Origin of the sequence: Siphonobacter sp. SORGH_AS_1065 (assembly GCF_030818595.1) — a bacterium.
In the GTDB taxonomy this organism is placed as follows: Bacteria; Bacteroidota; Bacteroidia; order Cytophagales; family Spirosomataceae; genus Siphonobacter.
On the sequence record NZ_JAUTAM010000004.1, the window covers coordinates 2,173,317 to 2,187,310 of the forward strand.

9 protein-coding genes are annotated in these 13,994 nt (G+C 45.5%); 5 read left to right on the top strand and 4 right to left on the bottom strand.

What is annotated here, in order from left to right; genetic code table 11:
• The first annotated feature begins 11 nt into the window (after nt 1-11).
• The gene (locus QE390_RS09785) at nt 12-509 is read left to right on the top strand and encodes an SRPBCC family protein (protein WP_307141993.1); all 498 of its coding nucleotides are present in this window, start codon (nt 12-14) and stop codon (nt 507-509) included.
• Between the two features lie 655 nt (nt 510-1,164).
• Here QE390_RS09785 and QE390_RS09790 read toward each other — a convergent pair.
• From QE390_RS09790 to QE390_RS09800, 3 genes are all read right to left on the bottom strand, one after another.
• Nucleotides 1,165-1,515 carry a DUF86 domain-containing protein gene (locus QE390_RS09790; RefSeq protein ID WP_307141994.1) on the bottom strand — a complete coding sequence of 117 codons (351 nt, stop codon included), beginning with the start codon at nt 1,513-1,515 and terminating at the stop codon, nt 1,165-1,167.
• Entirely contained in the window at nt 1,493-1,792 is a 300-nt protein-coding gene (locus QE390_RS09795; protein WP_198555238.1) for a nucleotidyltransferase family protein, read from the bottom strand. The genes QE390_RS09790 and QE390_RS09795 overlap by 23 nt, the downstream gene beginning before the upstream one ends.
• A gap of 91 nt (nt 1,793-1,883) precedes the next feature.
• Nucleotides 1,884-3,263, bottom strand: a complete 1,380-nt coding sequence (locus QE390_RS09800; protein WP_106636777.1) for a DEAD/DEAH box helicase — start codon at nt 3,261-3,263, stop codon at nt 1,884-1,886.
• A 223-nt stretch (nt 3,264-3,486) separates the two neighbouring features.
• On the opposite strand from QE390_RS09800, the gene QE390_RS09805 reads away from it, so the two are divergent.
• Both QE390_RS09805 and QE390_RS09810 read left to right on the top strand, forming a co-directional pair.
• On the top strand, nt 3,487-5,856 hold the full coding sequence (locus QE390_RS09805; RefSeq protein WP_373424541.1) for a prolyl oligopeptidase family serine peptidase: 2,370 nt from the start codon (nt 3,487-3,489) through the stop codon (nt 5,854-5,856).
• A gap of 433 nt (nt 5,857-6,289) precedes the next feature.
• On the top strand, nt 6,290-7,369 hold the full coding sequence (locus QE390_RS09810) for a hypothetical protein (protein WP_307141995.1): 1,080 nt from the start codon (nt 6,290-6,292) through the stop codon (nt 7,367-7,369).
• Between the two features lie 72 nt (nt 7,370-7,441).
• Here the strand turns inward: QE390_RS09810 and QE390_RS09815 are convergent, their stop codons facing one another.
• Nucleotides 7,442-9,277, bottom strand: a complete 1,836-nt coding sequence (locus QE390_RS09815) for an ABC transporter ATP-binding protein (protein ID WP_106636779.1) — start codon at nt 9,275-9,277, stop codon at nt 7,442-7,444.
• Nucleotides 9,278-9,928: 651 nt separating this feature from the next.
• On the opposite strand from QE390_RS09815, the gene QE390_RS09820 reads away from it, so the two are divergent.
• Together QE390_RS09820 and QE390_RS09825 are read left to right on the top strand one after the other, a co-directional pair.
• Nucleotides 9,929-10,996 carry a glycosyltransferase family 1 protein gene (locus QE390_RS09820; RefSeq protein ID WP_307141996.1) on the top strand — a complete coding sequence of 356 codons (1,068 nt, stop codon included), beginning with the start codon at nt 9,929-9,931 and terminating at the stop codon, nt 10,994-10,996.
• Between the two features lie 413 nt (nt 10,997-11,409).
• Nucleotides 11,410-13,842 carry a penicillin acylase family protein gene (locus QE390_RS09825; RefSeq protein ID WP_307141997.1) on the top strand — a complete coding sequence of 811 codons (2,433 nt, stop codon included), beginning with the start codon at nt 11,410-11,412 and terminating at the stop codon, nt 13,840-13,842.
• Nucleotides 13,843-13,994: the final 152 nt, after the last annotated feature.

The window sequence follows — 13,994 nt, forward strand, 5'->3', positions numbered from 1 at the left end:
TAGCCTTCTTTATGTCGAAAACATACTCACTCAAAACGATCCAGAAACTGCCCGTTACGCTGGAGCAAGCTTGGGATTTTTTTAGTAAACCCGCAAATCTGAAAGATATTACACCCTCCAGCATGGGGTTTGATATCAGAAGTCGCCATCACGGCGAACGAATGTACGCCGGACAAATCATTGAATATACTGTAACGCCGTTGTTGGGGATTCCGCTGTACTGGATGACGGAAATTACGCACGTAGAAGACCAGAAATATTTCGTGGATGAGCAGCGTTTTGGGCCCTATAGTTTATGGCATCATCAGCACCATTTTCGGGAAATTGAAGGCGGCGTCGAAATGACGGACATTGTTCATATTCGCATTCCCTTCTGGGTTCTTGGAGATTTGGCGTATGCCATTCTCGTCAAATCAAAACTGCGGGAGATTTTTTCGTACCGGTATAAAAGAGCAGAAGAGGTTTTCGGGGTCTGGCCGGGACAAAAAATGGAGATTGAGATGTTTTGAAGTTGCTAACTTCGGCATGGTTGGTGGAGACACCAACCATGGCAAATGGGTTTTGAGCGGCCGCCGCTGCGGTTTGGAGTTTGGAGTTTGGAGTTTGGAGTTTGGAGTTTGGAGTTTGGAGTTTGGAGTTTGGAGTTTGGAAAGAGAAAACCTATAAAGGTAGGTAAGAGGTTTGGAAATGGGAATCATAACCCCGGAGGGGTTCAATATCAATAGCCCCGGATGTTAATCCGGGGACTCTAACGGGCATTTCAACAGCCATTACTAAAAGCATAGAGGTTGGTGAGGACACCAACCAGGGCAGATGATTGCTAATCCGAAAAATCATAGCAATCAATCATTTCAGGTAGAGACGCGACTTAATCGCGTCTGGGTAAAAGGCGGTTAGTGTTACTTTAGGGATTATAAATCCCTTACAGAGTGCTTTAGGATTGCAAATCCGAGAGAGTGTAGGGGGATTTAATCCGGGGTAAACGTTGGATGGGACCATACGCCAATCTCCTGCCATGGCTGGTGTCTTCACCAGCCATTCATATAAAGCATAATGGTTGGTGAGGACACCAACCATGACGGAGGGATTATAAAGCCCTTACAGAGGGCTTTCGGATGACAAATCCGAAAGAGCGTAGGTTACTTTAGGAATTGGCTCCAATGATTACCCGGTAAATTCACTATCCAGAATAAATAAAACCGTTTGTTGGAGAGGCTGTATCTTATTAGCTATAATATCCCAAACCAGTTCAAGGTCTACACCAAAATATTCATGAACAATGAAATTACGAAAGGCAACAATCTTTCGCCAGTCGGTTGGGTACTTGGTAGTTAAATCTTCACTTAAAGCATTGGCCGCTTCTCCAATAATTTCCAGTTGCCGTTCAATAGCGAATCTATAAATGGGTTCCTCATATAGATCCTTTTTAGTTTTTCCAGTAGAGAACTCCTGTATATAATCAATTGCTTCAAGAATATGCCTTAGTCTAGCCTCATTGCCCAGGTGCTTTTTCATAAATTAGTTGTTTTTCCTGGTCAATACGAGGTTGAATAAATTTGGAAAGGCCATTGGCACTCACTACATCAACGGACCGATTTAAAAGCTTACTTAACTCTTCCTTTAAATCAACGAAGAAAAAAAAGTCGGCTCCATGAGCATAATCTAGTTCTACCAGAATATCAATATCGCTATCCGCCTGCTCTTCCTGACGAGCATACGAACCAAATACAAAAGCCCGGTTAATAGGTTTGTCGGCAAAGTAATGCTGAAGCTGAGCAACGATTCTATCCATATTTTGAGGGTTATTTTAGGCAGTACGATACTAACAATTCTTCGAGATATAGATTAAAAACGAACAACTAATAACCATCATAACCAACATCCTACCGCCGTCCTCGCTTGGGACCAGAACTGGATTTCTTGCCACCCGTAGACTTTCCCGAGGGTCGTCCGCCCGAAGGTTTGGGTGAACCAGATTTGGCGTTTCCACCTCTTCCGGTGGGCTTCGCTTTTTGCCAGTATTGAACCTTCTTTTCGTGGAAAGCTCCTTTAAAGGTCGGGTCGTCTTTCTTCCGCTGATCGTCCATTTCCCGAAGCATATCTTGACGTTCGCTGAAAGGCGTATTCGTTACCTCAACTTCTTCAGGAAGAAACTCTATCGGAATTTCCTGACCAATGATTTTCTCAATCTTTTCTATGTGATATTCTTCTGCTTCCGTCACAAACGTAATGGCAGTCCCCGTATGAAAAGCCCGTCCCGTCCGACCAATGCGGTGCACATAATCTTCATAAATCAGGGGCACGTCGAAGTTAATCACATGCGTTACTTCCTGCACATCAATGCCTCGGGAGGCTACGTCCGTAGCTACTAATACCTTGATTTGGTTATCCCGAAAAGCCTGCATTGCGTTAATGCGGGTATTTTGGCCTTTGTTGGCGTGAATGACCCGAACGTCGTCTTCCGAGAAAATCTTACGGGAAATAAACTTATGAATATTATCCGCTACCTCCTTTGAACGCACAAAAATCATAACCTTCTGCAAAGTCGGATCTTTCAGGAGGTAACCCAGGAGGTTAATCTTCGTATGCAGATTAGGAACCGAATAAATAACCTGCTCTACCGTAGAGGCCGTGGTGGCCTGTGGCGTTACTTCGATACGGGTTGGAAATTCGAGAAACTCAAAAGAGAATTTCTCTACTTTTTCCGGGAACGTAGCCGAGAATAACAAATTCTGCCGTTTACGCGGAATGATTTCCAGAATCCGGCGAATCTGGGGCATGAAACCCATGTCCATCATCTTGTCGGCTTCGTCGAGCACCATTACTTTTAATTCCTTCGTAATGATGTCACCGCGAAGGTATAAGTCCATAAACCGACCGGGTGTGCTTACCAGAATATCAACGCCGGCTTTCAGGGCTTCAATTTGCGTTTTCGGCCCTAACCCTCCATAGATACAGAGGGTTCGCAAATCGGTATATTTACTGAGCTGCTCAATGGCATCGCCAATCTGCATGACTAACTCCCGGGTAGGAGCGAGGATCAACGCCCGCGGAGCCGTGCCCTGGGCGTACTTAATTTTATAGAGAATGGGCAACACAAAGGCCGCCGTTTTTCCCGTGCCGGTCTGAGCAATACCCAGCAGGTCGTGACCCGCCAAAACAATGGGGATACCTTGCTGCTGGATCTCCGTAGGTTGCTGATAGCCTGCGTCTTCAATGGCGTTCAGTAACTGCCGGTTCAGGTTAAAATCTTCGAAAGTCATCTTCTTTTTCTTTCCAAACGAAATACAAAGGTCGCAAAAAGCCTTGGTATCCAGTAGTAATCCTGAAAAACAAGCCCCTAGCTACCAGTAAAAAGGATGAGGTACGTTTTATAAAAACCTAGTATTGACAAAGAAAAACAAGATTTAGTCGAGGAATAGCGATGAAGCTAAGGGTAATCTGCTATTTTTAAGCGATTTGTACGGTACTCCCATCAACAAAATTATGTCTATTCTGTCTTTTCGGCGGGCTTTGGCAGCGGGTCTTCTGCTAAGCTTGCCCGTGGCCTCTTCCTTCGCCCAGAAACTGGGTCCTCTGACGGTCGAAAAAATCATGCGTGATCCCAAGTGGATGGGTGTTGCTCCCAGCGATCCATTTTGGGCTGAAGATGGTTCTAAAGTCTATTTTTCCTGGAATCCCGAAAAAGCAATCGGCGATTCTTTATACGCGTACGAGTTAAACACGAAAAAAATTACTAAAGTGAGCCCGCAGGATCGGCTACGAATGCCGAGCCAGTCGGGGCTGTATAACCGGACGAAAACGGTTAAGGTTTACGAAAAAAACGGTGATCTGTTCTACCTTGACCTGGCTACGAAACAGATTCGTCAGTTAACAAATACCGTTGAATCGGAAAGTAATCCCAGCTTTAGTAGTGACGAGCGGCAGGTAATCTTCCGTCGCGGCATGAACCTGTTTACGATGAACCTGGCTTCGGGCGAAGTAACGCAGGTAACGAACTTTTTATCCGGTAGTAAAAAGGCGGAGGCTAAAGTCAGTGAAGAAGAAAGATGGCTGAAAAACGATCAGCTAGCCATGTTTGAAGTCCTGAAAGAACGAGCTGATAAAAAGAAAGCAGCCGAGAAAATCACGAAAGCAAATCAAGCTAAACGTCCGAAGGAATTTTACCTGGAAGAGCGAAACCTGATGGCTCCAACCTACGCCCCGAATGGTAAATTTGTCACATTTCAGTTAATGAAATCGGCGACTGGCGTGAAGAATACCATCGTCCCTAATTACGTCACTGAATCAGGTTTTACGGAAGACATTTCGGGTCGTTCGAAAGTAGGGGCACCCATGGCGGCTCATCAGCTTTTCATTTATGACATTGAAAAAGATACCATTCGGGAAGTAAGCACGAAAGAATTAACGGGTATCAACGAACAACCAGCTTACCTGGCGGAATACGCCAAGAAAAAAGCGGATACCACTGCTAAAAGCACGAAGCCCAAAGTCCGAACGGTGCAGTTTTACGGAACAAGCTGGTCGGAAGAGGGCGATTATGGCGTGGTCATTGTTCGTTCGCAGGATAACAAAGATCGCTGGATCGCTCAGATTGACCCGGCCAAAGCTCAACTGAAAGTGCTGGATCGTCTGCGGGACGAAGCCTGGGTTGGTGGTCCTGGTTCCTATTCCTTAACCTGGCTGGATAAAGAAACCTTGCTGTATCAGTCTGAAGCGACGGGTTACTCGCACCTGTACAGTATAAACCTTCGCACGAACGAGAAAAAGCAGTTAACCAGCGGAAAATTCGAAGTGCAGCAAACGTATCTTTCCAAAGATAAAAAGACCATTTATTTTCAGTCGAATGAGGTGCATCCCGGCGAACAGCACTGGTATAAAATGGCAACCACGGGTGGCGAACGGACGAAACTAACCTCGATGGTAGGAGCAAATGACGTGACTTTATCGCCCGATGAATCGAAGTTATTAATCCGTTATTCCAGCACGACGCAACCTTGGGAATTATACCTTCAGGACAATCAGGCCGCCGCAAAAGCGGAGAAGATTACCCATTCGCTTACTGAAGAATTCAAATCTTACGACTGGAAAGCCCCCCAGATCATTACCATCAAAGCCAGCGACGGGCAGGATATATATGCTCGATTATACGTTCCTAAAAAGAAAAATGGAGCAGCCGTGGTTTTCGTACACGGAGCGGGTTACCTGCAAAACGCCCACAAATGGTGGAGTAGTTACTTCCGGGAATACATGTTCCATAACCTTCTGCTGGAACAAGGGTATACCGTTCTGGATATGGATTATCGTGGATCAGCGGGTTATGGCCGCGACTGGCGGACGGGTATTTATCGCTTCATGGGTGGGAAAGACCTTGACGATCACGTAGATGGGGCAAAGTACCTGACGCAGAAAGTGGGTATTAACCCGAAACGTATGGGCATCTACGGTGGCAGTTACGGCGGTTTCATGACGCTCATGGCTCTGTTTACCAAGCCCGGTACTTTCCACGCCGGAGCAGCTCTGCGGCCCGTAACGGACTGGGCCTCGTATAACCACGGGTATACGGCAAACATCCTGAACGAACCTCAGAATGACTCACTGGCGTATCGTCGGAGTTCTCCGATTTATCATGCGGCGGGACTGAAAGATAACCTGTTGATTTGCCACGGCATGGTTGATGTAAACGTACATTTTCAGGATGCCGTACGCCTTTCGCAACGGTTAATTGAGCTTCGTAAGGAAAATTGGGAACTGGCGGCTTATCCGATGGAAGATCACGGTTTTGTAGAACCCACAAGCTGGATGGACGAATACAAGCGGATTCTGAAGCTATTTCAGGAAGAACTTAAAAAATAGAACGAGAGATGTTCAGCAGTGAACGGGAGTTTCGGTGACGAAGCTCCCGTTTTTTATGGCTTGAGTGTCAGGCAAGAATGAATCCTGCTTTCGTTCTAAGGGGCTAGTAAAAGTTAGCTAATTTTCAAACGTATCCAGATGGTTCATGCGTTAGAAAATTGTCATATGTTTGTTTGTTAATTTATTGACAGTCAATTAAATTGTTGCCTCATTCATTCACCCTCTATACCATGACCAAAACTTTACTTGTAGCACTTCCTTTGCGGAAAATTAATTCACTGGAATGCCGCTATGGCTCGCTATTTTCCACCTCAACCCCTGCGGGAGACCTTGGAAACTCACCCAGAGCGTAATTTCTGGTCTGATGTAAAGAGGATTCAATCCCGAGAATACCCGAAAACGTTGGTAGGATTAGTTGAAAATTAGCGGATCCATGAATGTATTAATCATAGAACTGGGGGGATCGCATGCCGAATGCATTTACTCAACGGTTCACTTCCTGACGCACAACCATAGTGAAGTACACGTCGCTTGCAATGAATCATTGGTGCGTTTGCTACCTGAGAGTCTGCAACTGAGCGGAATCCTGGATTTACCCGATCATCTGAATTTTTTCCGGCAAATACGGTCCTTTATCAAGATCAGAAAATACATTGCTGATCATCAAATAGATACCATTATTATCAATACCACCGAAATAAAAGTGGTACGAAATCTAAGTTTGGTATTACCCCGAAAGAATACAATCGGGTTGGTCCATAATGCCAGGAAACTTAAAAATAGCTCAACGTTCTCGAAGGTATTGTATCGTAAAATCAAGAAATACCTGGTCTTAAGTGATTACCTGCTAACCGAGATTGATCCCTTGCCTAAGTATCATGTTTCTTCGTTTTATCCCATCTATTTTCCAAAAGTAGAGGTGTTAGCTCCGATGAAACCAGCGAATGAGTACTGGATTACGATTCCCGGAACGGTTGCGGTGGAACGGAGGGATTATCTCTCGCTAGTGAATTACATCTCAAAACATAAATTTCCCGAAAACATTAAATTCATTTTTCTCGGTAAATTCAAAGAACGGGAAGATCTGGTAACGGCTTTAGCGGATTCGGGTTTGTGGCATTCACAAATTAAAACCTTTGATTATCAGCTGGAATACAATGAGTTCCACTCGTACATTCAGCAATCCGATTTGATGTTGCCACTGATTAATAGCGAAGCCAATGGTTTTTATGGCAATACCCGGATTTCCGGCACTTTTAATTTAGGGCTGGGATATAAAAAACCGTTTTTACTGAATCGAAAATACGCGTCCAATAAGGATTTATCCTGTTTTAGCCATTACTACGATAGCATGGAAGAACTGGCGGAAATCATTCTCCATCTGTATTACCAGAACTTTAAAGATCCCGTTATTCAGGACGCTTACCAGGAAAGTATATTCAATGATATGGAGCGAATGTCCATCCGCTTTTACGATTTCGTCAAAACCGATCAGGATGCCGTCTTAGTTTAGATACGTAGAAAACGGAAAGAGCCTCGCTGATTAAATCGGCGAGGCTCTTTCCGTTTATGAATAGTCGGGAATTTACACGTGCTGTAACATTGTCAAGCGGCGGTAAAGGCCTTCTTCCACCTCCACTAATTCGTCGTGGCTACCGCGTTCAATAATCTGACCGTTTTGCAGAATAATGATTTCATCGGCTTCCTTGATGGTGCTCAATCGGTGAGCAATAACGATGGTCGTTTTATCCTGCATTAGATTATCCAACGCTTCCTGAACCGACTTTTCGGATTCGGTATCCAGAGCCGAGGTGGCTTCATCCAGAATCAAAATGGAAGAATTCTTGAAAACCGCCCGGGCAATACTTAAACGCTGACGTTGGCCACCCGACAAACGAATGCCCCGATCTCCGATATTGGTTTCGTACCCATTCTCGGTATGCATAATAAATTCGTGAGCGTTGGCCACTTTTGCCGCGTGCATGACTTCTTCCAGCGTAGCATCGGGCCGACCAAGAGCGATGTTATTAAAAATGGAATCGTTAAAAAGGATAATCTCCTGTGAAACGAAACTCATGTGACTGCGTAAGGATTCTGATTTGTAATCCCGAACGTCAACGCCGTCAATCAGAACCTGACCGTCGGTTACGTCGTAAAAACGCGGAATTAAATCGGCAATGGTAGACTTACCCACGCCGGAAGGTCCTACAAAAGCAATTTTCTTTCCTTTCTCAACCGAAAATGACAGGTTCTGAAGCACCGGTTTTTCGCCGTACTGGAAGGAAACATTTTTAAACTCTATCGACTCACGGAACGTAGGCATATCAATTGCTCCAGGACGATCCTCTACCTCGATGGGTTTATCCAAAATTTCCACAATCCGTTCGCCAGCGGCCCGGCCTTGCTGAATATTGGTCAGGGCCAATACAATTGCTTTCGCCGGACGTAACACCTGCGAGAAAATAGCAATGAAGGCAATGAATGAACTCGCCTGCAAACCACCTTCCTGACTTAATACCAGACTACCACCGTATACCAGAATACAGGCCACTACAAACACACCCGAAGCTTCTGAGAAAGCCGGAGCCAGCTCGCGTCTTCTGAAACCCTGAATGCTAGCCTGACGGTAAAAGTCGTTTTCCTGACTGAAACGTTTGATAATGAATGGAGTAGCGTTAAACGAACGAATGATTCGCATGCCCATCAGGGTTTCGTCCATCATCGTTAATAAACGACCCATTGAGGCCTGTACGTTCTGAGCTTCCCGCTTCAATCGTTTGTTCACGGCGGCAATACCTATTGCTGAAACCGGGATAATGACCAGTGTAAACAAGGTAAGCTTGGCGGAAATGGCGAAGAGGGCAATGAAGTAACCAATCAGGGTATAAGGCTCTTTGAAAACTACCTCCAGCGAGCTGGAAGCCACGCTTTCGATGGCGTAAACATCACCGTTTAATCGGGAAAGTAAATCACCTTTATGTTCCTTCGTGAAGTAACCCAGATGCAGATGGTTAATCTTTTCAAATAAGGCTTCTCGCAGGCGTTTTACCAGCATGGTTCGGGCGTTGAGCAGGCATTGCTGAGCCAGATACCGGAAAAGGTTTGCCAGCAAAACCGAAGCTACGATGGTTCCGGCCAAGAAATACAGAGCATACATGGGGTTACCTACCTTGAAGCGGTAAACCACATAATAGAAATAATCTTTAAAATACGTTGGATTAAAAGAAAACTCGGGCTGAGCCGCGTATTTCTGAGCCTCGTCCGCAATGTGCGAGGAGTCAAAAAGGAAATTCAGCAGGGGAATGATCAGAGCAAATTGAAAGATGCTGAAGAAAACCCCGGCGAGTGTGAAGAGAAAAAAGGGTATTACAAACTTCCGAAACGGCTTTATATACCCCAAAAGTCGACTGTAAATTTCCATTTACTTGGTGTTACGTGAAATTGGGAGGTGAAGAACCGCTATCTCAGGGATCAAACGCAACGAATGCATACAGTTCTTCGGAGATTAAAACGAATCTTACTGAGTATTAATGTATTTTAGGAGAGGTTGAAAGACAAAAATACGGCCTTCGCTTGAAGCGATGTATGGCTTCTGTCATTTTTCGATCCATACGTACGGAGGAAATCGGTCATTTATTTAAAGATAACAAAGATTTTTTAACGATAAGAGATTGATTTACTGATAAATAGATTAGATCAAAGTTTTTTATTCCTGGGGAGTATAAGGGACACCAAAACCCTCGAAAAGTTTATGAAACATTTAAATAGTTTTCAAAGTATTAGTTTCGTGCGTTAAAAAGCGATGGAAACCGGAAATGATTTCTGGAAGCAAAGAGCAGACAGGTGAGCGTTAGTGAACCTAAAGAAGGATTTGTACGAGTCAATCTAACTTTCTGGCAGATTGGTGTCATAGCAAAGAATACGCTTTGCATAAATCCCTAGAGTAACCTATCTGTAGAAGCCCACGGAAGGTGCTGAGTAGTTTCCTGGTTCGGAACAGATGTTCAGAAGCAGGAAAACGAGCCGGTGCCGATTCATTGGAGGGCCATCCCTTTATAAATCAAAGACATTTATGTCCTCGATAATTCTTGATTGTGGTTTAATGAAATTTCCGAACTCAGGCTTGTATCACTACTGTCTGAATATGAGTCTGGAGGTAAATAAGTTATTGGAAAAACGGCAGCAGCCGCCTTTGCGAATGTATTTGCCTCCCCGAAAGTATCTACAAAAGGCCCCGGAGAATCATCATATCATTGAGAAAAAATGGCATAAGCTCTGGAAACCTTTTCTGGTGGGTTGCCGGGTATGGCATGCTCCCTTTCAGTCAGGACGCATTATCCCCCGAAAAGATCGCAGCAGTAGTACCAACGTGCTGTTAACGGTTCATGATCTCAACGTCTTACACGAAGGCAAACCCCGCGAAGAACAACTGAGAAGTCTGGCCCATACGCAAACACTCATTGATCGAAGTGACGCCATCGTTTGTATCTCGGAATTTACCAGAAATGATTTACTGCAACATTGTGAAGTCGGCAACAAGCCTGTGTACGTCATTCATAATGGCTTGCATCAGGTAGCAACGCCCGGTTTGAATCACAAGTCCTATCGACCCAGCCGACCGTTTGTTTTTGGACTGGGGTATCTGAATGCCAAGAAAAATTACCACGTTTTAATTCCTCTGCTCCAGCATAATCCAGAGTTAGAAATGATCATTGCGGGGCATTTTGACGAACCCGATTACGTAGCCCAAATGAAAGCCCTGGCCGAGCAATTAGGCGTTCGGGATCGTTTGCATCTTCCGGGCCCGGTGTTGGAAGAGGAAAAGAGCTGGTATCTGAAAAATTGTCTGGCTTTTTTGCATCCTTCGCTGGCGGAAGGTTTCGGTTTACCCGTAGTGGAAGCCATGTCATTTGGAAAACCCGTTTTTCTGTCGGACCGAACTTCATTACCGGAAGTGGGAGGGGACGTTGCCTTTTATTTCAGTAGTTTTGAAGCAGAAGCCATGCAGAAAGTATTTCAGGCAGGAATGAATCAGTATACGACCCAGGCTCTGGAACAACAGATTCGGCAACGGGCGAATTTTTTCAGCCTGGAAAAAAGTGCGGAGAAGTATCTGGAAGTGTATGAATCGCTGTTTTAATCGGGTAGGTGGTAAGTACATTTCATTAATCTTCGTAAAAGGGTTACGGTAAAAGTGATGACTAGCCGATGGATTCATTCTATCTAGTAAATAGACCTGAAGTGTTTTGGTTGAAATAGATTACTGATCTGGTAACTAGTGGATTAGAGGCGTGTGGTAGATTTTTTGATCGTAATTCAACAAATGAATACGTCTCGTTTCTGCGGAAAAATGCACTTTCTGAATCGGTTTTTCCGAAATAACTATTTAAAAAATCCTTCTCTGTTGACTTCGCCAGGGGCTGAAGTGCTTAAATAATTATCTATTTTTAAATTTCATACCTTACCTTAAGCCTGATGAAGGCTCAGTAGGTGCTGTTTTTCTGACGGGAAAAGCAGAAAAAAGGTCTGTTTTATTTAAAGAAGTATAATCACATGAAAAAAGCGGTTCTTAGTGTTGCCCTCACCGCCGGATTACTGTGGGCCCTGGGTACTTCCTTTCGTCCTATACCTGCTTTGGGAGCTTTTTTAAGCCCTTTTTCGGGCTTTTGGAGTAACGAACGCCGAATTCAGCTACTGGATTCGGAAGTGCACTTGCCGGGTGTACAGGGAGATGTATTTGTTCGGTATGATGACAATCGGGTACCCCATATTTTTGCCACCAATGACCATGACCTCTACTATGCTCAGGGCTACGTAACGGCCCGGGATCGTCTTTTCCAGATGGATCTGACCATTCGTTCCGCTTCCGGGCGATTGAGTGAGATTGTAGGCGAACAGGCCCTGCCGCTGGATTTATACAAACGTCGGACGGGCTCAATGAAGGCTGCTGAAGACTCGTGGCGATTTGTCCAGCAGGACGAAAAAATTCGTTCGGTGATGGAAGCGTACAGCGATGGCATCAATGCCTATCTCAAAAACTTACGTCCGGCAGATTACCCTGTAGAGTATAAAATGCTGGGTTTCGAGCCCGAAGCCTGGACTCCCGAGAAGTCCATGTTATTAATGGTGGAAATGACGCATACGCTGGCCAGTCCAAAAGATGGCGATGCGGCCATGACTAACCTGCTGCAAAAATTCGGGATAGAAGTTCTCAAGGATTTATACCCGGATTACGCCGATCGCGAAAGCCCGATTATTCCGAAAGGGACCAGATGGAATTTCCGTAGGAAAGCAATTCCTCGCCAGCCCAAAGGATATGATGAACTAACCGCAGCCGTGGCTGAACCCACTGACTGGCCGCAACGGGTAGAAGGCATTGGCTCGAATAACTGGGCCATTTCCGGCAAGAAGTCTGCTACGGGTTTACCCATTCTGGCGGGGGACCCCCACCTGGGGCTTACCCTGCCTTCCATCTGGTATGAGGTTCAACTGGCTACACCCGAAAGCAATGCGTACGGTGTATCCTTACCCGGAGCTCCCTGCGTTATTATTGGGTTCAACCACGACGTCGCCTGGAGTGTGACAAACGTTGCAGCTGATGTTTCGGATTTATATGCCATCCGATTCAAGGATGCGTCCCGCCAGGAGTATTGGTATAATGAGTTATGGAATAAAACGACGTTTCGGGCAGAGGAGATCAAGATCAAAGGAAAGCCTAGCGTTATTGATACCGTTGCCTATACGCACCACGGACCCGTGGCCTTGCCCCGTTATCCCGAAGACAAAAAACCAAGTCTGGCTCTGAAATGGATTGCTCACGAACCGGGTAACCCCATCAAGACTTTTTACATGCTGAATCGTTCGCGGAATTACGATGATTACGTGCGGTCGCTGAGTCATTACGTCGGACCAGCTCAGAATTTCGTTTTTGCGAGTAATCAGGATGACATTGCTATTTGGGTAAATGGCAAATTTCCGCTGAAATGGGATGAACAGGGTAAATATCTATTGGATGGTACCAAGCCCGAATACGACTGGCAAGGCTGGATTCCGCACGAGCAGAATCCGCACGTGAAAAACCCCAGTCGGGGTTTTGTGAGTTCGGCTAATCAGTCACCGACGGATCAGTCGTATCCCTATTACCTGCACTGGCGGTTTGCCCCAGCTAACCGGGCCATTCGTATTAATGAACGACTCGAAGCTATGGAACGGGCTACACCTGATAGCATGCGGGCTTTACAGAATGATACTTACAACGTGCTGGCCCGTGACCTGTTACCCACGCTGTTGGAAGATATTGACTTCGGAGACCTAAATGCCAATCAATACTCGGCTTATACGGCCTTAAAGCAGTGGGATTACGAGTATACGCTGGCATCGGTTGAGGCTACGATTTTTGAAAAATGGATTGATAACCTTCCCTTTTTTGTCTGGGATGAATTCAAATCTGATCCTAAAAAACCGATTCAATTACCGCAGGATGACCAGTTATGGCATTTGATTCTAAAGAAACCCGAATCAAAGTGGTTTGACCTGAAGGCCACCCCCGAAGTGAAAGAAACCAAAAGCGATATTGTTCGGCTTAGCTTCCGAGCTACCATCGATTCGCTTCATCGGCAGTACGGCACGTATTCTTCTAAAAACTGGGCCTGGGGTAATGTCAAAGGATCGACCATTGCCCATTTGATCCCCCCTTTAAAAGCTTTCGGACGAACAGGTGTAAAGGCAGGGGGCGGGGCCGATGTACCCAATGCCTATCGTGGGAAGTGGGGACCGTCGTGGCGAATGGTGGTAGCCCTCGGCAAAGAGGGCCCAACGGCTTACGGGATTTATCCCGGTGGTCAGTCGGGTAACCCCGGTAGCCCGTATTATGACAATATGGTGAATGCCTGGTCGAGAGGTGAATTAAAGGAATTGGTATACCTGAAATCGCTGGAGGAGAATAATGGGAAGGTGCTGAGTACCCTGAAAATCACCAAAGAATAATGCTAAAACGTAGAGACGCGAATTCATCGCGTCTGAGTAAGAGGCGGTTTTTCTATCTTTGATTACCCCCATTTCTGACTAGACGCGATGAATTCGCGTCTTTACCTTTCGCGAACCTTTACCTGAAACGAGTACAAGCCTAATTCCTGCGG